17 protein-coding genes and 1 pseudogene are annotated in these 19683 nt (G+C 69.9%); 16 read left to right on the top strand and 2 right to left on the bottom strand.

Going from position 1 to position 19683, the window contains the following annotated elements:
* Positions 1-58: 58 nt before the first annotated feature.
* The 7 genes and pseudogenes from AAG092_RS04125 (at position 59) to AAG092_RS04095 (ending at position 8796) form a co-directional block, all read left to right on the top strand.
* On the top strand, positions 59-2314 hold the full coding sequence (locus AAG092_RS04125; RefSeq protein ID WP_373388661.1) for a beta-agarase: 2256 nt from the start codon (positions 59-61) through the stop codon (positions 2312-2314).
* Between the two features lie 108 nt (positions 2315-2422).
* On the top strand, positions 2423-3568 hold the full coding sequence (locus AAG092_RS04120) for a serine hydrolase domain-containing protein (RefSeq protein WP_373389552.1): 1146 nt from the start codon (positions 2423-2425) through the stop codon (positions 3566-3568).
* 23 nt (positions 3569-3591) lie between these two features.
* Positions 3592-4281 (top strand): annotated as a pseudogene (locus AAG092_RS04115) (OmpA family protein); the annotation flags it as partial.
* Positions 4282-4323: 42 nt separating this feature from the next.
* A complete protein-coding gene (pdxH, locus tag AAG092_RS04110; RefSeq protein ID WP_373388660.1) occupies positions 4324-5013 on the top strand; it encodes a pyridoxamine 5'-phosphate oxidase in 690 nt (229 codons plus the stop codon).
* Positions 5014-5044: 31 nt separating this feature from the next.
* Positions 5045-6133 carry a CdaR family transcriptional regulator gene (locus AAG092_RS04105; protein WP_373388659.1) on the top strand — a complete coding sequence of 363 codons (1089 nt, stop codon included), beginning with the start codon at positions 5045-5047 and terminating at the stop codon, positions 6131-6133.
* A 125-nt stretch (positions 6134-6258) separates the two neighbouring features.
* A complete protein-coding gene (locus AAG092_RS04100) occupies positions 6259-7617 on the top strand; it encodes a GntP family permease (RefSeq protein WP_373388658.1) in 1359 nt (452 codons plus the stop codon).
* A 48-nt stretch (positions 7618-7665) separates the two neighbouring features.
* A complete protein-coding gene (locus AAG092_RS04095) occupies positions 7666-8796 on the top strand; it encodes a glycerate kinase (RefSeq protein ID WP_373388657.1) in 1131 nt (376 codons plus the stop codon).
* On the opposite strand, the gene AAG092_RS04090 is transcribed toward AAG092_RS04095, so the two are convergent.
* Complete coding sequence (locus AAG092_RS04090; protein WP_373388656.1) at positions 8793-9035, bottom strand: hypothetical protein; 243 nt, start codon at positions 9033-9035, stop codon at positions 8793-8795. The two genes, AAG092_RS04095 and AAG092_RS04090, sit on opposite strands and share 4 nt — an antisense overlap.
* Before the next feature lie 179 nt (positions 9036-9214).
* Here AAG092_RS04090 and AAG092_RS04085 point away from each other — a divergent pair, with 179 nt between their 5' ends.
* The 9 genes from AAG092_RS04085 to AAG092_RS04045 all read left to right on the top strand — a co-directional run bounded on the left by AAG092_RS04085 (position 9215) and on the right by AAG092_RS04045 (position 17708).
* Positions 9215-9679: a hypothetical protein gene (locus tag AAG092_RS04085; protein WP_110682669.1), complete on the top strand. Its 465-nt coding sequence runs from the start codon at positions 9215-9217 to the stop codon at positions 9677-9679.
* A gap of 215 nt (positions 9680-9894) precedes the next feature.
* Positions 9895-12690 (top strand): monovalent cation/H+ antiporter subunit A, encoded by a 2796-nt coding sequence (locus AAG092_RS04080; protein WP_373388655.1) that lies wholly within the window; start codon positions 9895-9897, stop codon positions 12688-12690.
* The gene (locus tag AAG092_RS04075; protein ID WP_373388654.1) at positions 12690-13049 is read left to right on the top strand and encodes a Na+/H+ antiporter subunit C; all 360 of its coding nucleotides are present in this window, start codon (positions 12690-12692) and stop codon (positions 13047-13049) included. The genes AAG092_RS04080 and AAG092_RS04075 overlap by 1 nt, the downstream gene beginning before the upstream one ends.
* Positions 13046-14533 (top strand): monovalent cation/H+ antiporter subunit D, encoded by a 1488-nt coding sequence (locus AAG092_RS04070; RefSeq protein WP_373388653.1) that lies wholly within the window; start codon positions 13046-13048, stop codon positions 14531-14533. Before AAG092_RS04075 ends, AAG092_RS04070 begins: the two co-directional genes overlap by 4 nt.
* Positions 14530-15030, top strand: coding sequence for a Na+/H+ antiporter subunit E (locus AAG092_RS04065; protein WP_373388652.1), 501 nt, complete (start codon positions 14530-14532; stop codon positions 15028-15030). The genes AAG092_RS04070 and AAG092_RS04065 overlap by 4 nt, the downstream gene beginning before the upstream one ends.
* On the top strand, positions 15015-15284 hold the full coding sequence (locus AAG092_RS04060; RefSeq protein WP_110682664.1) for a K+/H+ antiporter subunit F: 270 nt from the start codon (positions 15015-15017) through the stop codon (positions 15282-15284). The genes AAG092_RS04065 and AAG092_RS04060 overlap by 16 nt, the downstream gene beginning before the upstream one ends.
* Positions 15281-15613, top strand: coding sequence for a Na+/H+ antiporter subunit G (locus AAG092_RS04055; protein WP_373388651.1), 333 nt, complete (start codon positions 15281-15283; stop codon positions 15611-15613). Before AAG092_RS04060 ends, AAG092_RS04055 begins: the two co-directional genes overlap by 4 nt.
* An 87-nt stretch (positions 15614-15700) precedes the next feature.
* On the top strand, positions 15701-16606 hold the full coding sequence (locus AAG092_RS04050; RefSeq protein ID WP_110682662.1) for a DMT family transporter: 906 nt from the start codon (positions 15701-15703) through the stop codon (positions 16604-16606).
* 10 nt (positions 16607-16616) lie between these two features.
* Entirely contained in the window at positions 16617-17708 is a 1092-nt protein-coding gene (locus AAG092_RS04045; RefSeq protein ID WP_373388650.1) for a PLP-dependent cysteine synthase family protein, read from the top strand.
* Positions 17709-17730: 22 nt separating this feature from the next.
* On the opposite strand, the gene lapD is transcribed toward AAG092_RS04045, so the two are convergent.
* Positions 17731-19680 carry a cyclic di-GMP receptor LapD gene (gene lapD, locus AAG092_RS04040; protein ID WP_373388649.1) on the bottom strand — a complete coding sequence of 650 codons (1950 nt, stop codon included), beginning with the start codon at positions 19678-19680 and terminating at the stop codon, positions 17731-17733.
* Between the last annotated feature and the right edge of the window lie 3 nt (positions 19681-19683).

Raw genomic sequence — 19683 nt, 5'->3', positions numbered from 1 at the left:
ACTGGCATCGGCGGCCCCGCCTGGTGTCTACTTGGGCATCTTCCGGAGTGCATGTTCGATGATTTGCCGTTCCCTGACCCTCGTACTCGCCCTCGGTATGGCCGCGCCCCTGGTGGCCGCGCCCCAGGGCCAGCAGACCCTGTTCAGCTTCATCAAGCCCACCGACGTGGTAAAGGTCGACAGCCAGGCCGCCAGCTTCCCCGAGCTGACCGCCGAGCCCACCGCCGAAGGCGAGGTGCTGCGCCGCTTCACCTTCACCGCCGCCGAGCGCCCCAGCCTGCGCCTGAGCCCGCAGAGCGGCGACTGGGACTGGTCGCAGGCCGCCGCCATGAGCCTGCGCCTGCAGAACGCCATGGATTGGGCGATCACCCTCGAGGTGCGCATCGAAAGCCGCGACGGCAAGGTGCTGAACAGCCGCATCGCCCTGCCGGCAGGCCCGGCGCAGACCCTGCTGGTGCCGCTCGCGGCCACCTCGCCCAGGGCCCTCGGCATGCGCGCCGGCGCGCCCATGCCGCTGAACTTGGAAGGCCAGCGCGTGCTGCTGGCGGAAACCGTGGAGGGTGAGCTGAATCTCGCCCAGGTCAGCGCGGTGACCCTCAGCATGCAGCGCCCGGACGTTGCGCAGAGCATCCTGCTCGGCCGATTCGGCGTGCAGGCCGGCACTGCCGCGCAGCAGGCGGCCTACACCGGCATTGTCGATGCATACGGGCAGTACAGCCGTGGCCAGTGGCCGGAGAAGGTGCGCAACGAGCAGCAGCTGCGCGATGGCGCCGCCCGCGAGCGTGAGCAGCTCAAGGCCTGGCTGGCCGAGCGTCCGCAGCAGGACCGCTTCGGCGGCTGGCTGGGCGGCCCCACTTTCGAGGCCAAGGGTTTCTTTCGTACCGAGAAGCGCGATGGTCGCTGGTACCTGGTGACACCGGAGGGCAACCCCTTCTACTCGCTCGGCGTCAACGCGGTCAGTGCCTGGCAGAGCCAGACCTACGTGGAGGGCCGCGAGAGCATGTTCGCCGCGCTGCCCAAGGACGGCGAGCCGCTGGCCGCCTACTACGGCCGGCGCGACAGCCGCAGCGACAGCGGCGCCAACCGGGGCCGCGCCTTCGCCCATGGGCGCTGGTACGACTTCTACCGCGCCAATCTGCAGCGCAGCTACGCCCAGCCGTGCCCGACCGTGCAGCCGCCGCTGGCGGCCACCCCGGCCCCGGCCGAACTGGCGCCCTGTCCGCTGCCCGGCTTCGATGCCGAGCGCTGGACCCAGCATGCCCTCGATCGCCTGCAGGCCTGGGGCTTCAACAGCCTGGGCAACTGGAGCGACGACACCCTGGGCGCGGCCAAGCGCCTGCCCTACAGCATCCCGCTGGCGATTTCCGGCGACTACGCCATCATCAGCACCGGCCACGACTGGTGGGGCGGCATGCCCGACCCCTTCGACCCGCGCTTCGCCATGGCCGCCGAGCGCGCCATCGCCATCGCCACCCGTGACCGCCGCGATGACCCCTGGCTGCTCGGCTTCTTCGCCGACAATGAGCTGGCCTGGGCCGCCCCCGGCGACGATCCGAAATCGCGCTACGCCCTGGCCTACGGCACCCTGCGCCTGACCACCGACGTGCCGGCCAAGCGTGCCTTCCTCAAGCAGCTGCGCGACAAGTACCGCAACCAGAACGGCCTGTCCAAGGCCTGGGGCATCGAGCTCAAGGCCTGGGAGCTGATGGAAGACCCGGGTTTCGAGCCGCCGCTGCCGAGCGCCGAATTCCCGCAGATCGAGAAGGACCTGCAGAACTTCCAGCGCCTGTTCGCCGACACCTATTTCAAGACCATCGCCGACTCGCTGAAGTGGCATGCCCCCAACCACCTGCTACTCGGCGGCCGCTTCGCCGTCGCCACCCCGGAGGCCATCGCCGCCTGCGCCCAGTACTGCGACGTGCTCAGCTTCAACTTCTACGTCAGGGAGCCGCAGCACGGCTACGACTTCGCCGCGCTGCGCGCGCTGGACAAGCCGCTGCTGGTCAGCGAGTTCCATTTCGGCTCGCGCGACCGCGGCCCGTTCTGGGGTGGCGTGGTCGAGACCTACAAGGAGGAGGAGCGCGGCCCGGCCTATGCCCACTTCCTGGCCAAGGCCCTGGAGGAGCCGAGCATCGTCGGCGTGCACTGGTTCCAGTACCTCGACCAGCCGGTGAGCGGCCGCCTGCTCGATGGCGAGAACGGCCACTTCGGCCTGGTGGCGATCACCGACCGGCCCTGGCAGGGCTTCGTCACGGCGGTGCGCAAGGCCAACCTGGGGGTGCCGGCCCGGCTGCTGGCGCCGAACAGGCCCTGATGCGGGAGCACATGCCGTTGGTCTGACGAGACGAGTTGGGCAAAGGGCCAGGATTCACAGGAGCGGTTCAGGCTGGAACAATGCCGGCCATTGACCGAGGAGTACCAGTTGCAGATCCAGGGCTACTACGACCTGCGCTTCGAACCGCTCAGGGAGGCATTCGCCGAGCTGTTCGAAGATCCCCAGGAACGCGGCGCCGCGCTGTGCGTGCAGATCGGCGGCGAGACCGTCATCGATATCTGGGCCGGCAGCGCCGACAAGGATGGCGCCGAGGCCTGGCACAGCGACACCATCCTCAACCTGTTTTCCTGCACCAAGACCTTCGCCGCCGTGGCGGCGCTGCAGCTGGTGGAGCAGGGCCGGCTGGAGCTGGACGCCCCGGCGGCGCGCTGGTGGCCGGAGTTCGCCGCCGCCGGCAAGGAGCGCGTGACCCTGCGCCAGCTGCTCAGCCACCGTGCCGGCCTGCCGGCGCTGCGCCAGCTGCTGCCGGCCGAGGCGCTCTACGACTGGGAACAGATGACCACCGCCCTTGCCGCCGAGCGCCCCTGGTGGACGCCCGGCGAGGCCCACGGCTACAGTCCCATCACCTACGGCTGGCTGGTCGGCGAGCTGCTGCGCCGGGTCGACGGGCGCGGCCCGGGCGAGTCCATAGTCGCGCGCATCGCCCAGCCGCTGGGCCTGGACTTCCATGTCGGCCTGGCCGAGCAGGAGTTTCCCCGCGTCGCCCATATCGCCCGCAAGAAGGGCAACCTGGGTGACGCCGCCGCGCAGCGCCTGCTCAAGTGCATGATGAGCGAGCCGGAGGCGTTGAGCACCCGCGCCTTCACCAATCCGCCGTCTATTCTCACCAGTACCAACAAGCCGGAATGGCGCCGCATGCAGCAACCGGCGGCCAACGGCCACGGCAATGCCCGTGCCCTGGCCGGTTTCTACGCCGCGCTGCTCGATGGGCGCCTGCTGGAGGCGGAAATGCTGGGTGAGATGACCCGCGAGCATGCCTGCGGCGAGGACCGCACCCTGCTGACGTCGACCCGTCTGGGCCTCGGCTGCATGCTCGACCAGCCGCAGGTGGCCAATGCCACCTATGGCCTCGGCCGCAAGGCCTTCGGTCACCCCGGCGCCGGCGGTTCGGTGGGCTTCGCCGATCCCGAGCGCGAGGTCGCCTTCGGCTTCGTCACCAACAGCCTCGGCCCCTATGTTTTGATGGACCCGCGTGCGCAGAAGCTGGCGCGTGCGCTGGGCCAGTGCCTATGAACCCGTTTTGTGGAAGATCGACCATGCATAAGAACTCCCTCGTCCTGCTGTGCTGCCTGAGCCTCGCCGCCTGCGCCGGTTCCTCCGACAAGTCCGACGGCGGCTCCAGCTGGTGGTCGTTCGGCGGCGAGGAGAAGCCGGTGGCGGTGAAGAAGGCGCCGCCGAAGATCGACCACCAGCTCACCGATGCCTGGCTCGACGAGTACGAGCCGCGCCTGAAGTCGGCGCTGTCCGGCAGCAAGATGGAGCTGGAACGCCGCGAGAACGTGCTGGTGGTGACCGCGCCGGTGGACAGCTCGTTCAATCCGGATCGTCCGAGCATGCTGATGCCGGCCGTGCTCGGCCCCTTCACCAAGGTGGCCAAGATCCTCGAGAAGGATCCGCGCACCGGCGTGCTGATCCTTGGCCATGCCGACAGCCGTGGCCAGCTGGACAGCAACTTCAAGCTCAGCGAGGACCGCGCCAAGGCCGTGGCCTCGATCTTCCGCCTCAGCGGCCTGCAGCGCGACCGCCTGCTGCTCAAGGGCGTCGGCCCGGACATGCCGCGCGCGGCCAACGACAGCGCCGCCGGCCGTGCGCTGAATCGCCGGGTGGAAATCGTCCTGACGCCCAAGCCGACCCTGGTCGCCCTGCTGGCCAAGTACAGCCAGCCGGCCGCCGCGCCGGCCCTGCCGGTGGCCCAGGTTGCCGCAGATCAAAAGAAGAAGGAAAAGGCGCAGTAAGCTCTGCGCCTGACATCTTCCGAGGACAGCAGCATGGTCGATAAGCGCAGCCCGGGTGAGCCTACCCCACCGGGCCTCCCCCCGACCCTCGCCGATATGCGGCGTGACTACACCCGCGACGGTCTCAGCGAGGAGCAGGCCCCGGCCGAGCCCTTCAGCCTGTTCCGCCGCTGGTTCGACGACGCGGTGAGAACCGAGCAGCCGCCGGTGGAGCCCAACGCCATGACCCTGGCCACGGTCGACGAGGACGGTCGCCCGCACTGCCGGGTGCTGCTGCTCAAGGGCCTGGACGAGCGCGGCTTCACCTTCTTCAGCAACTACGACAGCGCCAAGGGCCGGCAGCTGGCGGCGCGTCCCTTCGCCGCCATGACCTTCTTCTGGCCCAGCCTGGAGCGCCAGGTGCGCATCGAGGGGCGGGTGGAGAGGGTCTCCGCCGAGGAGTCCGACGCCTATTTCCAGGTGCGCCCGCTGGGCAGCCGCCTGGGCGCCTGGGCCTCGCCGCAGAGCCGGGTGATCGCCGGGCGCGAGGAGCTGCAGGCGCTGCTCGCCGAGACCGAGCGGCGCTTCCTCGATCGCGCTCCGGAGTGCCCGCCGCATTGGGGCGGCTATCGCCTACTGGCCGAGCGCATTGAGTTCTGGCAGGGCCGTCCCAGCCGCCTGCACGACCGCCTCAACTACCGCCTGCTGGATAGTGGCTGGCAGCGCGAGCGCCTGGCACCCTAAACTCGGGCCTCCTTCCGCGGAGGCCCGCTCCATGCTCGAACTCGACTCCACCCTGGCGCAGCACATAGTCGACCGCGCCATGGCCATCCTGCCGCACAACATCAATGTCATGGATGCCCAGGGCATGATCATCGGCAGCGGCGACCCGCAGCGCCTGCACACCCGCCACGAGGGTGCGCAGCTGGTGCTGGCCAACCGCCGGGTGGTGGAGATCGACGAGCAGGCCGCCGCCTGCCTGCGTGGCGTACGCCCCGGAGTCAACCTGCCGCTGTTCCACGCCGAACAGCTGATCGGCGTGCTCGGCATCACCGGCCAGCCGGAGACCGTGCGCCCCTACGCCGAGCTGGTGCGCATGGCCGCCGAGATGCTGGTCGAGCAGCGCCAGCTGCAGGCCGAGCGGCACTGGCAGCGCCATCAGCTGGAGGCCTGGTTGCGCCAGCTGCTGGAGCGCGAGGTGCCGATCGCTCAGCTGGCCGCCGAAGCTGAGCGCATCGGCCTGCAGCTCGGCTGGCCGCGCCAGCTGGTGCTGCTGGAGCTGGATGAGCAGGGCGACCCGGCGCGCCTGCTCGCCGCCCTGGCCGGCAAGGGCGAGCAGTGCGGGCCGCTGGCCGCGCGTCTGCTCCTGCTCGGCCGCCCCTGGCAATCCGGGCGCGACGATGCGGCCTGGCTGCAGCAGGCCGATGGGCGTGGCTGGGGCGTGCGCCGCCTGCTGCTCAGCGACGCCCTGGACGGCCTGGCCGACCTGCGCGAGGCGGCCCTGGCCCTGCGCGAGCTGCTGGCCTATGCCCAGGTCCACAAGCCGCAGCAGCGCCTGCTGCGGCTGGAGGAGCATCGCCTGCAGGCGCTGCTGCACGGCCAGCGCCACAGCTGGTCGCTGCAGCGCTGGCTGGCGCCGCTGCGCCGGGTACTGGCGCAGGATGCCAGCGGCCAGCTGCGCCAGACCCTGGCGGCCTGGTGTCGCCACGACGGCCACCCGCAGGCCTGCGCCGAGGCCCTGGGCATCCACCGCAACACCCTGCGCTACCGCCTGGAGCGCATCGCCGAGCTGAGCGGGCTGGACCTGGCGCGCCGCGACCAGCGCCTGCTGTTCACCCTCGGCCTGGAGTTGCTGGAGGACTGAGTTGTGCGCCTGCACAAAAGTCTTGAGTTGTAAGGGCCTTCGCTTGGTGCTGGCGCATAGGGTGTCGCCCCCCCGGGCTGGGCCACAATGCCGCCACACCTAACAACAACAATGAGGAATCGGCCATGCTCCTGGTCCTGATCCTGGTGGCGCTGATCGCGTTCATCGTGCTGTCCACCACCCGTCTCAAGCTGCATCCCTTCCTGGCCCTGCTCGCCGCGGCCTTCGTCGCCGGCTTCGCCTACCAGCTGCCCAGCGCGGAAATCGTCAAGACCATCACCAGCGGCTTCGGCGGCATCCTCGGCTACATCGGCATCGTCATCGTGCTCGGCACCATCATCGGGGTGATCCTCGAGCGCAGCGGCGCCGCCATCACCATGGCCGAGACGGTGATCCGCCTGCTCGGCGAGCGCTTCCCGACCCTGACCATGTCGATCATCGGCTACCTGGTGTCGATCCCGGTGTTCTGCGACTCCGGCTACGTCATCCTCAACTCGCTGAAGAACGCCCTGGCCGCGCGCATGAAGGTCTCGGTGGTGGCGATGAGCGTGGCCCTGGCCACCGGCCTGTACGCCACCCACACCTTCGTGCCGCCGACACCGGGGCCGATCGCCGCCGCCGGCAATCTGGGGCTGGACGCCAGCCTCGGCCTGGTCATTGCCGTCGGCCTGCTGGTGGCCCTGGTCACCGCCCTGGCCGGCATGTGGTGGGCCAACCGCTTCATCGGCAAGGACATCGCCCTGGAGGACGACGGCCTGCCGCTGCCGGCCGCCGAGGATTTCGCTGAGCTGAAGGCGCGCTACGGCAAGCTGCCCAGTGCCTTCCAGGCCTTCGCGCCGATCTTCGTGCCGATCCTGCTGATCTGCCTGGGCTCGATCGCGGTATTCCCCAGCAAGCCGCTGGGCGAGGGCCTCGTGCTCGCGGCGCTGAGCTTCCTCGGTCAGCCGGTGGTGGCCCTGCTGGTGGGCCTGGCGCTGGCCTGCAGCCTGCTCAAGAGTGACGACAAGCGCAAGGAGTTCCACGACCACGTGGTCGAGGGCCTGCTCTCGGCCGCGCCGATCCTGCTGATCACCGGTGCCGGCGGCGCCTTCGGCGCGGTGCTCAAGGTCACCCCGCTGGGCGACTACCTGGGCAGCACCCTGTCGGCGCTGGGCATCGGTCTGTTCATGCCCTTCGTGGTGGCGGCCGCGCTGAAGAGCGCCCAGGGCTCGACCACCGTGGCGCTGGTCACCACCTCGGCGCTGGTCGCGCCGCTGCTCGCCCAGCTCGGCCTGGATAGCGAGATGGGCCGCGTGCTCACCGTGATGGCCATCGGCGCCGGCGCCATGACCGTGTCGCATGCCAACGACAGCTTCTTCTGGGTGGTCACCCAGTTCAGCCGCATGCCGGTGGCCGTGGCCTACCGCGCGCAGACCGTCGCCACCCTGATCCAGGGTATCGCCGGCATCCTCACCGTCTGGCTGCTCAGCCTGGTTCTGCTGTAATTGCCGTGGCGCCCGCGGGCGCCACGCTCCTCGCGCAAGGTCGTAGCCATGAAAATCGTCATAGCACCCGACTCCTTCAAGGAGAGTCTGTCCGCCCTCTTGGTGGCCGAGGCCATCGCCGCCGGGTGGCGCCAGGTGTTCGCCGACGCCGAGATCCTCCTGCGGCCGATGGCCGATGGCGGCGAGGGCACGGTGGATGCCGTGCTGGCCGCCAGTGGTGGCGAACGCCGCGAGCTGCGCGTGCGCGGCCCCCTGGGCGAAGCGGTGACGGCGCACTGGGGCTGGCTGGGGGAGGGCACCGCGGTGCTGGAGATGGCCGCCGCCAGCGGCCTGCACTGGGTGCCGCGGGATAGCCGCGACGCCACCCGCGCCTGCAGCTTCGGTACCGGCGAGCTGATCCGCGCGGCGCTGGATGCCGGCGCCACACGCATCATCCTCGGCCTCGGCGGCAGCGCCACCAACGATGGCGGTGCCGGCCTGCTGCGCGCCCTGGGCGTGCGCTGGCTGGATGTCGAGGGCCGGGAACTGGCCCCTGGCGGCCTGGCCCTGGCCCGGCTGGCGCAGATCGACCTGCGCGGGCTGGACCCGCGTCTGCTGCGGGTGCAGGTGGAAGTCGCCGCCGATGTCGACAACCCCCTGTGCGGCCCACGCGGTGCCTCGCGGGTGTTCGGCCCGCAGAAGGGCGCCAGCCCCGCGCAGGTCGAGGCGCTGGACGCCGCCCTGGCGCACTATGCGCGGGTGATGGCCGCCACCCTCGGCGAGGATCATGCGCAGTTTCCCGGTGTCGGCGCCGCCGGCGGCCTCGGTTTCGCCGCGCGGGCCCTGCTCAAGGCGCGCTTCCGGCCCGGCATCGAACTGGTCGCCGAGCTGTCCGGCCTGGCCGCGGCGGTGCAGGACGCTGACCTGGTGATCACCGGGGAAGGGCGCCTGGATTCGCAGAGCCTGCATGGCAAGACCCCGGTGGGCGTGGCGCGCATCGCCAAGGCCGCCGGCGTACCGGTGCTGGCCCTGGCCGGCAGCCTCGGCGAGGGCTATCAGGCGCTCTACGCGGCAGGCATCGACGCCGCCTTCAGCCTGGCGCCGGGGCCGCTGAGCCTGGAGCAGGCGCTGGCCGGCGCGGCTGCCGAACTGCAAGCACGCGCCAGCGACCTGGCGCGGCTGTGGCGCCTGGCCCGCTAGCCGCGCCGCTGCAGGTAGTCCCGGGCCGCCTGGTGCAGCCAGTCTTCCAGCTGGCCGCGCCGCACGCCCAGGCGCTTGGCCTCGGCCAGCTTCTCCAGCAGGTGTTCCTGCATGGCCGGATCGCCGGCGGCGATGGACAGCGCCAGGTCGCGGTCCATCCAGCGGCGGATGCGCACGTAGAGCCAGCCATGGAAGTACAGGCCGGCCAGTGTCGTCACCGCGACTATGAAGTAGTCCATCGTGGAAATTTCCGGGAGAGGCTGCAGCCATCCTGCGCCCACGCTTGTCGCCTGCACAGCGGACCCGATGTCGCACCCGCCCTCTACACTCTGCGGGTAGGTGTGGCGTGGCGCGCGGCGGGTGACAGAAGCCGGGCTGCACGGTCTAATGGTTGTCGCACTATTCGGAGAGAGTCTCGATGCGTAATTCCAAACTGATCACCGCTTCCCTCGTGGCCCTGAGTCTGACCCTCGGCGGCTGTGCCTCCAGCCTGACCGGCGATACCTACAGCCGCGACGAGGCACGCAAGGTACAGACCGTGCGCATGGGCACCATCGAGATGCTGCGCCCGGTGAAGATCGAGGGTACCAAGACACCGATCGGCGCCGGCGCCGGCGCGGTGATCGGTGGCGTGGCCGGTAGTGGCGTCGGTGGCGGTCGCGGCGCCGCCGTGGCCGCGGTGATCGGCGCCGTGGCCGGTGGCCTGCTGGGCGCCGCCACCGAGGAAGGGCTGACCCGCACCCAGGGTGTGGAGATCACCGTGCGCGAGGACGATGGCACCCTGCGCGCCTACGTGCAGGCCGTGCAGGAGAACGAAATCTTCCGCGTCGGTGATCGCGTGCGCATCCTCACCGTCGACGGCACCAGTCGCGTCGCGCGCTGATCGGTCCGGAGGCCCGGCACTCGCCGGGCCCCTTGCGGTGGGCTGGTCGAGATAAGTTTTAGTAATAATTCATCCATGACTTGCTTCCGATAGTTATGGATAATCGGCGGACGAACCTGAGCGGCGGGGCCCTTCCGGCGCCAGGCAATGGATGATTCGCCCCTGCCGCAGCCACTCTGCTCAACGGCGGGTCTGGGGCCGCAGAGGGGAGATTCATGGAGCTGCTGCTCATCGTCGCACTGCCGTTGCTCGGTGCCCTTCTGCCCCTGTTGTGCGACCGCTACGGACGTGTGCCCTGCACCCTGGCGGCGGCCGTCGCGCCGTTGCTGGGGCTCGGCCTGCTGTTGTGGCAGGCCCCGGCGGTGTTCGCCGGCGAGCGGCTGCTGGTCTCCCAGCCCTGGCTGCCGCAGCTCGGCCTGAACCTGGCCCTGCGCCTGGATGGCCTGGGCCTGCTGTTCGCCCTGCTGATCCTCGGCATCGGCCTGCTGGTGATCCTCTACGCCCGCTACTACCTCTCCGAGCGCGAGCCGACCGGGCGCTTCTTCGCCTATCTGCTGCTGTTCATGGGTGCCATGCTCGGCGTGGTGCTGTCGGAGAACCTGCTGCAGCTGCTGATGTTCTGGGAGCTGACCAGCCTGGCCTCGTTCCTGCTGATCGGCTTCTGGGGGGCGCGCAGCGATGCGCGCAAGGGCGCGCGCATGGCGCTGACCGTCACCGGCGGCGGCGGCCTGGCGCTGCTGGCCGGCATCCTGCTGCTCGGTCATATCGTCGGCAGCTTCGAGCTGAGCGTGGTGCTGCAGTCCGGCGAGCTGATCCGCGCCCATGCCCTCTACCCGCTGGTGCTGGTGCTGGTGCTGCTCGGCGCCTTCACCAAGTCGGCGCAGTTCCCCTTCCATTTCTGGCTGCCCCACGCCATGGCGGCGCCGACCCCGGTGTCGGCCTACCTGCACTCGGCGACCATGGTCAAGGCCGGGGTGTTCCTCCTGGCGCGCCTGTACCCGGCGCTGGCCGGCTCCGACCTGTGGTTCTACCTGGTCAGCCTGACCGGCCTGACCACCCTGCTGGTGGGCGCCGGCATGGCGCTGTTCCAGCATGACCTCAAGGGCCTGCTGGCGTTTTCCACCATCAGCCACCTGGGCCTGATCACCCTGCTGTTCGGCCTCGACACGCCGCTGTCCAACGTCGCCGCGGTGTTCCACATCATCAACCACGCCACCTTCAAGGCCTCACTGTTCATGGCCGCCGGCATCATCGACCACGAGACCGGCAGCCGCGACATGCGGCGTATCAACGGCATGTGGAAATACCTGCCACACACCGCCGTGCTGGCCATGGTGGCGTCTTCGGCGATGGCCGGGGTGCCGCTGCTCAACGGCTTCCTGAGCAAGGAGATGTTCTTCGGCGAAACCCTCCGCCAACACCTGCTGGGCAGCTTCAGCTGGGCGATTCCGGCGGCGGCGACCCTGGCCGGGGTGTTCTCGGTGGCCTATTCGCTGCGTTTCATCCACGACGTGTTCTTCAACGGCGAGCCGGTCAACCTGCCCAAGTATCCGCCCCACGAACCGCCGCGCTACATGAAGATTCCGGTGGAGATCCTGGTCTTCCTCTGCCTGCTGGTGGGCATGCTGCCGGCCTACACTGTGGCGCCGCTGCTGGCGGTGGCGGCCGGCGCCAGCCTGGGCGGCGCGCTGCCGGAATACAGCCTGGCGATCTGGCACGGCTTCAACCTGCCGCTGGCGATGAGCTGCGTGGCGCTGGTCGGCGGCATCCTCGTCTACGCCCTGCGCCAGCCGCTGTTCCGCTGGTACGCCGGGCTGCCGGAGGTGGATGCGCGGATGATCTTCGAGCGCCAGGTGCAGAACCTGGTGCGCCTGGCCGGCTGGCTGACCGGGCGCCTGGAGAACGGTTCGCTGCAGCGTTACCTGAGCTTCCTGCTGATCGCCGCCCTGGTGCTGGTGGCCACCGCCCTGGCGCCGCTGCCGCAGCTGACCGGTGCGCGCGGCCTCAGCCCGCTGGACGGCATCACCGCGCTCGGCCTGCTGGTGCTGGCGGCCAGCGGCCTGCTCACCGCCGTGTTCCATCGCCAGCGCCTGGTGGCGCTGCTGATCCTCGGCCTGGGCGGCATGCTGGTGGCGCTGGCCTTCGCCCGCTTCTCCGCGCCTGACCTGGCGCTGACCCAGCTGGTGGTCGAGGTGGTGACCATCATCCTGCTGATGCTGGCGCTGTTCTACCTGCCCTCGCGCACACCGCGCGAGAGCTCCAGCCTGCGCGGCCTGCGCGATTTCCTCTTGGCCGGCGGCTGTGGGGTGATGGTGGCGCTGCTGGTGTACGTGGTGCTGACCCGCGCCTATGACGGCATTGCTCCGTTCTTCCTGGCCAACAGCGTCAGCGGTGGCGGCGGTACCAACGTGGTCAACGTGATCCTGGTGGACTTCCGCGGCTTCGATACCCTGGGCGAGATCACCGTGCTGGCCATCGCCGCGGTGGGCATCCTGGCCATGCTCGACGGCCTGCGCCTGCACAATCCGACCTGCGATCCGCAGGGGCGGCGCTGGGCCTGGGCGAAGAACCCGCTGGTCCTGCTCACCCTGTCGCGCCTGCTGCTGCCGCTGGCGCTGCTGATCTCGGTGTTCATCTTCCTGCGCGGGCATAACCTGCCCGGCGGCGGCTTCATCGCCGGCCTGGTCACGGCCGTGGCGCTGGCCCTGCAGTACATCGCCAGCGGCGTGGCCTGGGTCGAGCAGCGCCTGCCGCTCAACTACCAGCGCATGGCCGGCATCGGGGTACTGATCGCGACGCTCACCGGCCTCGGCAGCTGGGTCTTCGGCCGGCCGTTCCTGACCAGCGCCTTCGGCCATTTCGAGCTGCCGCTGGTGGGCGAGTTCGAGCTGGCTACTGCCATGCTGTTCGACCTTGGCGTCTATCTCACGGTGGTGGGCTCCACCCAGCTGGTGCTGACCCGTCTGGGCAAGCTCAGCCTGGTGCCCGCCGCGAGCAAGGAGATTCACTGATGGAAGCGCTGTTCGCCGTCACCCTCGGTGTGCTCAGTGCCAGCGGCGTCTACCTGCTGCTGCGCGGGCGCACTTTTCCGGTGGTGCTGGGCCTGACCCTGCTGTCCTACGCGGTCAACCTGTTCCTCTTCGCCATGGGCCGCCTGAGTGGCGACGTGGCGGTGATCGGGCAGAGCGCCAATCCGGCCGACCCCTTGCCGCAGGCCCTGGTGCTGACGGCCATCGTCATCGGCTTCGCCATGACCGCCTTCGTGGTGATCCTGGCCCTGCGTGGCCTGGCCGAACTGGGCAACGACCATGTCGACGGCCGCCCGGACGACCAGCCGCACAGCCCAACGGATGGAGGGCGTGCACTTTGAGTCACTGGCCGATCCTGCCCATCCTGCTGCCGCTGTTCGCCGGCGCGCTGCTGCTGATACTGCCGTCCCGCGAGCGCCTCAAGCGCGGCCTGTCGCTGCTCGCCACCCTGGCCTTGCTGCCGCTCAGCCTGTACCTGCTGCAGCTGGCGGACGACGGCCAGCTGCGCGTCTATGCCCTGGGCGACTGGCAGCCGCCGTTCGGCATCGTGCTGCTGCTCGACCGCCTCAGCGCCTGGCTGCTGCTGGCCACCGCCGTGCTGGCGGTCGCCGCGCTGCTCTATGCGCTGCGCGGCGACGACCGCCTCGGCCCGCGCTTCCACGCGCTGTTCCAGTTCCAGCTGCTGGGCATCAACGGCGCCTTCCTCACCGGCGACCTGTTCAACCTGTTCGTGTTCTTCGAGATCCTGCTGATCGCCTCCTACGCGCTGCTGCTGCACGGCCAGGGCGCGGAGCGGGTGAGGGCGGGGCTGCACTACGTGGTGCTCAACCTCACCGGTTCGGCGCTGTTCCTCATCGCCCTGGGCATGGTCTACGGCGCCAGTGGCACCCTGAACATGGCCGATCTGTCGGCCCGGGTGGCCCAGGCCAGTGGCGACCAGGTGCCGCTGCTGGCCGCGGCCGGCCTGCTTCTGCTGCTGGTGTTCGCCCTCAAGGCGGCGCTGCTGCCACTGTACTTCTGGCTGCCGCGCGCCTACGCCGCCGCCAGCGCGCCGGTGGCGGCGTTGTTCGCGATCATGACCAAGGTCGGCATCTACGCCATCCTGCGCCTGGCCACCCTGATGTTCGGCGCGGGCGCCGGCGAGCTGGCCGACCTGACCCAGGCCTGGCTCTGGCCGCTGGCCCTGGCCACGGTGGCGCTGGGGGCCGTCGGTGCGCTGGCGGCGCGCAGCCTGCAGATGCTGCTGGCCTATCTGGTGGTGGTCTCCGCCGGCACCCTGTTGGCCGCGGTGGCCATCGGCACGCCGCAGGCGCATGCCGCGGCGCTCTATTACCTGCTGCACAGCACCTGGGTGGTGGGCGGCCTGTTTCTCCTCGCCGACCTGATCGCCCGCCAGCGCGGCGACAAGGCCGGCGCCCTGGTGCAGGGGCCGGCGCTGGAAAATCCCGGCCTGCTTGGCGGGCTGTTCTTCCTCGGTGCCATCGCGGTGGTCGGCCTGCCGCCGCTGTCCGGCTTCCTCGGCAAGCTGCTGCTGTTGCAGGCGCTGCCGTCGCCGGCGCTGTGGGGCGTGCTGCTGCTCGGCGGTTTCGCCGTGCTGGTGGCGCTGAGCCGGGCCGGCAGCACGCTGTTCTGGCGCGTCGGCCTTAGCAGCCTGGACAGCGCCGAGCTGGACCCTGGCCGCCTGTGCGCCTGCCTGCTGCTGCTGGCCTGCGCGCTGCTGCTGGTGCTGCTGGCGGCGCCGCTGCTGGATTACGCCCAGGCGGCGGCCGCGCAGCTGCATGACCTGCCGCTGTACCGTTCGATCATCGTGGAGGCCGCACCATGATGCGACGACTCCTGCCACACCCGGCGCAGAGCCTGCTGCTGCTGTGCACCTGGCTGCTGCTGGTCGACTCGATCGCCTTCGGCCACTGGCTGCTGGGTGGTTTCCTCGCCATCGTCATTCCGCTGCTGCTGGGGTCGCTGCTGGTCGAGCATCCCAAGGCGTGGAGGCCCTTGCAGCTGCTGCGCTACCTGCTGATGGTGATCGGCGACATCCTGGTCGCCAACTTCCAGGTGGCGCGCCTGACCCTGGGGCGGGTCGGCGAGTTGCGCCCGGCCTTCGTCGAGGTGCCGATCGAGCTGGACAACGAGCTGGCCATCAGCATTCTGGTCAGCGTGGTGTCGATGACGCCGGGCTCGCTGGCCGCCGACCTCAGCCATGATCGCCGTACCCTGCTGGTGCACGGCCTCGACGTGCCGGACGTGCAGGCCATGATCGACGAGATCAAGCAGCGCTACGAGGCGCCGCTGAAGGAGATTTTCCCATGCTCGGCTACGTGATCCCGGCCTGCCTGGCCATGCTCGGCGCCGCCCTGCTGCTGGCCGTGGCGCGTCTGGTCAAGGGCCCCAGCCTGCCGGACCGGGTGCTGGCGCTGGACACCCTGTACATCAACGCCATCGCCCTGATCATCCTCTACGGCATCTGGCGCGGCACCGAGCTGTTCTTCGAGATCGCCCTGCTGATCGCCGTGCTCGGCTTCGTCAGCACCGTGGCGGTGGCCAAGTACATGCTGCGCGGAGACATCATCGAATGAGCCTGTGGCTGGAAATCCTCGTCAGTCTGTTCCTCCTGCTCGGCTGCGGCTTCGTCCTGGTCGGCGCCATTGGCCTGTACCGCCTGCCGGACTTCTTCACCCGCCTGCACGGGCCGACCAAGGCCACCACCCTGGGCATCGGTGGCATGGTGGTGGCCTCGCTGCTGTTCTTCTCCTTCGGCGAGAAGGGCTTCAGCCTGCATGAGCTGCTGATCAGCCTGTTCCTGTTCATCAGCGCCCCGGTCAGCGCCTACATGCTGGCCAAGGCTGCAGTGCTGCAGCAGCTGCCGCTGGAGCCGAAGACGCGCGGCAAGCCCTGGGAGCAGTAGGGCGCGCCCGCACAGTTTTGCTGCGCCGCTGTGCCTGTCGCCGAGCGGGGCCGCCTTCTAGACTGAGCTTTTCGACTGGAGGTGCGCATGGCCCGGCAGGGATCGTTGTTCGCCATGGCCTGCCTGGTGCTGGCCATGGCCCTGTGGGGCAGTTCGTTCATCGCCCTCAAGTTCGCCTTCGCCGAGTTGCCGCCGATGTGGGTGATCTTCGGCCGCATGGCCCTCGGCAGCCTGGTGTTCCTGCTGGCCTGGCGCTGGCGCGGGCGCCTCGACTACCGGCCCGGTGACTGGCGCTACCTGCTCGCCCTGGCCGCCTGCGAGCCCTGCCTGTACTTCATCTTCGAGGCCCTGGCGCTGCAGCACACCAGCGCCGCCCAGGCCGGCATGATCACCGCGCTGCTGCCGTTGCTGGTGGCCATGGGCGCCTTCGTCTTCCTGCGCGAGCGGGTGGCCGCCAGCACCTGGGCCGGCTTCCTGCTGGCGGTGCTCGGCGCCATCTGGCTGAGCCTGGCCGGCGAGGCCGACGCCAGCGCGCCGGCGCCGCTGCTGGGGAATTTCTACGAGTTCCTCGCCATGCTCTGCGCCACCGGCTATACCCTGCTGCTGAAGTTCCTCTCCGAGCGCTACTCGCCCTTCATCCTCACTGCCATGCAGGCCCTGGTCGGCTCGCTGTTCTTCCTGCCCCTGGCGCTGCTGACCGAGCCGCTGCCGAGCCAGTTCAGCGCGCTCGGCGTCGGCTCGGTGGTCTACCTCGGCCTGGTGGTCACCGTGGGCGCCTACGGCCTGTACAACTACGGTGTCAGCCGCCTGCCGGCCAGCCAGGCGTCCGGCTTCACCAACCTGATCCCGGTGTTCACCCTGATCTTCGCCGCCGTGCTGCTGGGCGAGCGCCTCAATACCGAGCAGTACCTGGCGGCCGGCCTGGTGTTCGCCGGCGTGGCGCTCAGCCAGTGGCGCAGCCGCGCGCCGGCGCCGGCCGGCATCCTGGATTGAGGCGGCGGCCATGAGCGATGAACGCCAGTGGATTCGCCAGGCGGTACGCATCATCGAGGCGGACTTCCAGCGCAGCGCCGACACCCACCTGATTCCCCTGGCGCTGCCGGGGCTGCCGGGCGTCGAGCTGTACTTCAAGGACGAGTCCAGCCATCCCACCGGCAGCCTCAAGCATCGCCTGGCCCGCTCGCTGTTCCTCTATGCCCTGTGCAACGGCTGGCTGCGCCCCGGCGCGCCGGTGATCGAGGCTTCCAGCGGCTCCACGGCGATCTCCGAGGCCTACTTCGCGCGCCTGCTGGGGCTGCCCTTCATCGCCGTGGTGCCGGCTGCCACCGCCCGCGAGAAGCTGGCGCAGATCGCCTTCCATGGCGGCCAGACCCATCTGGTCGAGGACCCCACGCGCATCCACGAGGAGTCCGTGCGCCTGGCCCGCGAGAGCGGCGGCCACTTCATGGACCAGTTCACCTACGCCGAGCGCGCCACCGACTGGCGGGCGAACAACAACATCGCCGAGTCGATCTTCCAGCAGATGCGCCACGAGCGCTGCCCCGAGCCGGCCTGGCTGGTGTCCAGCCCCGGCACCGGCGGCACCCTGGCCACCCTGGGCCGCTACGTGCGCTACCGCCAGCACGCCACCCGCGTGCTGTGTGCCGACGCCGAGCGCTCGGTGTTCTTCGCCAGCTATGTCAGCGGCGATCGCAGCCTGACTTTGGACTGCGGCTCGCGCATCGAGGGCATCGGCCGGCCACGGGTGGAGCCCTCGTTCATGGCCGATGTGCTGGACGCCGCCTGCCAGGTGCCGGACGCCCTGTCGCTGGCCGCCATGCACTACCTGGCGCGGCGCCTCAACCGGCGGGTGGGGGCGAGCAGCGGCACCAACCTGGTCGGCGCCCTGCTGGTGGCGCGGCGGATGGTCGAGGCGGGCGAGTCCGGTTCGGTGGTGGCCATCCTCTGCGACGGCGGCGAGCGCTACGCCACCAGCTACTACGACGAGGCCTGGCTGGCGGCACAGGGCTATGACCTGGCGCCGCTGACCGCGGCGGTGGCGGCCTGCGCCGAACAGGGCCAGGCGTTGCCGCCGCTGCCCTGCCTGTTCCGCTAGCGCCCCGCGCGGGGCGTGCGGATCACTGCTCCTGCCAGGGCGCCGGCGCGCCGACCAGGCGGCCCATGGCGCCGTGGATGCCCAGCTCGCGCAGCACGTTGAGCTCGCCCTCGGTTTCCACCATCTCGGCGATCAGCGGCAGGTCGATGCTGTTGGTGGCGCGGAAGATCGCCTCGATGAACACGCGTTTGTCGTCTTCCTGGTCGATGGCGCGGATGTAGCTGCCGTCGATCTTCAGGTAGGCCAGGCCGAGGTGGGTCAGGTTGCCGATCAGGCTGAAGCGCCCGCCGAAGTGCTGCAGGCCCAGGTGATAGCCGGTCTCGCGCACTTGCTGGCTGAGCCTTTCCAGCTCGGCCGGCGGCGGCAGGTAGCGCTCGTCCAGCTCCAGGGTCATGAGTTCGCCCTGCTGCGGATGGGCCCTGAGCACTTCCAGCAGCCTGGCCTGGCTGGCGCCGTCGCGCAGGGTGGCGGCGGACAGGCTCAGCGCCAGCGGCTGCGGGTACTTGGCCAGGTGCGCCAGGCTGTGTTCGAGCATGGCCAGGTCGAAGCGTGCCGCCCAGCCCAGGCGCTCGATCCAGGGCAGGAAGCGGCCGGCGGCCACGGCCTCGCCCTGCGGGTCGAGCAGGCGCGCCAGGACCTTGCGGTGCAGCAGCTGGCGGGTGTCGGCGCAGGTCGCCACCGGCTGGAAGTACAGCTGCAGCTTGCCCTGGGTGAGGGCCTCGTCGATCCATTTGCGCCAGTCGTGCTGGCCCTGGCCGGGCAGGGCATTGAAGTCGTCCAGGCGTTCCCAGGGCTTGCCCGGATTGGCCTGGGCCTGGGCCAGGGCCTGGTCGGCGCGGCCGATCACCGCGCTGACGTCCTCGCCCGGCTTGAATGCGGCGATGCCCAGGTGGGCGACCGGGGTGCAGTCGCTGGCGCCGGTCTGGCGCAGGCTCTCCAGGCTTTCGCTGAGATCCTGGGCGAGGCGGTCGGCGTCGTCAGCGGCCAGGCCGGGGGCGAGCAGGGTGAACTCGCCGCCGCGGCTGCGCGAGCCCAGCCAGTCCGGCTTGCCGTGCTGTTCCAGCAGGCGCTTGAGGATCTCGCCGATGGCGCCGATCAGCGCGTCGGTTTTCTGCCCGCCGAGACGCTGGTTGAGGCCGCCGAGGTCGTTGACCCGCAGGAACATCAGGTAGCCCTCGGCGTTCTGCTCGGTGACCGCCAGCTGGCTGGCCAGCTTGATGTCGAACAGGCGGCGGTTGGCCAGGCCGGTGAGGTTGTCCTGATAGGCCTCCTCGCGCAGCTTCTCGCTGCGCGCGGCTTCCTCGGCGAACAGCTGCTTGAGCTTCTCCACCATCTGGTTCATCGCCAGCACCACGCGCTTGAGTTCGGGGGTGCGCGGCACGCGGGGCAGGGTGAGGAATTCGCGGCGGGTGATGGCTTGGGCCTGCTGCACCATGTTGTCCAGCGGGCGCAGCTGGGTGCGCAGCAGCCAGCCGCCGAGGATGGCGCTGACCACCCCGCACAGTAGCAGCCAGAGCAGGCTGCCGATGGCGCTGTCCCACAGCTTGGCCAGGGCGAACTGCGGGTGGCTGAGCACCTCGACCCGCGCCGCCTGTTCCCAGCCGCGCATGATCAGCGCGTCGCCGCCCTGCGGGTCGAGGTCGACCAGGTCGACGAACCAGGCCGGCACCTTGTCCGAGGTGGTGGTGGTGCGCCGCTCGACTATCACTTCCTCGCTGGGGATGCGTACCACGCGGATGGTGGCGAAGTAGCCGCTGTCGAAGATCGAGCTGACCATCAGCTCGATCATCGCCGGGTCGTCGACGTGCGGGGTCATCGACAGGCCCAGCGCCGTGGCGGCGTCCTGGGCGTGCGAGCGCAGCTGGCTGAGCAGCTGCTCGCGCGAGGTCTCCACCCCGGCGATGAAGCTGCCGGTGAAGGCCACCACGAGGAACAGGCAGATGGCGAGAAACAGCTGTTTCAACAGGGACATGGT

It is taken from the genome of Pseudomonas alcaligenes, from assembly GCF_041729615.1.
GTDB classification, from domain to species: Bacteria; Pseudomonadota; Gammaproteobacteria; order Pseudomonadales; family Pseudomonadaceae; genus Aquipseudomonas; species Aquipseudomonas alcaligenes_B.
Note: the sequence above shows the minus strand (reverse complement) of the source record. Positions and strands in the feature narration are given on the sequence as shown.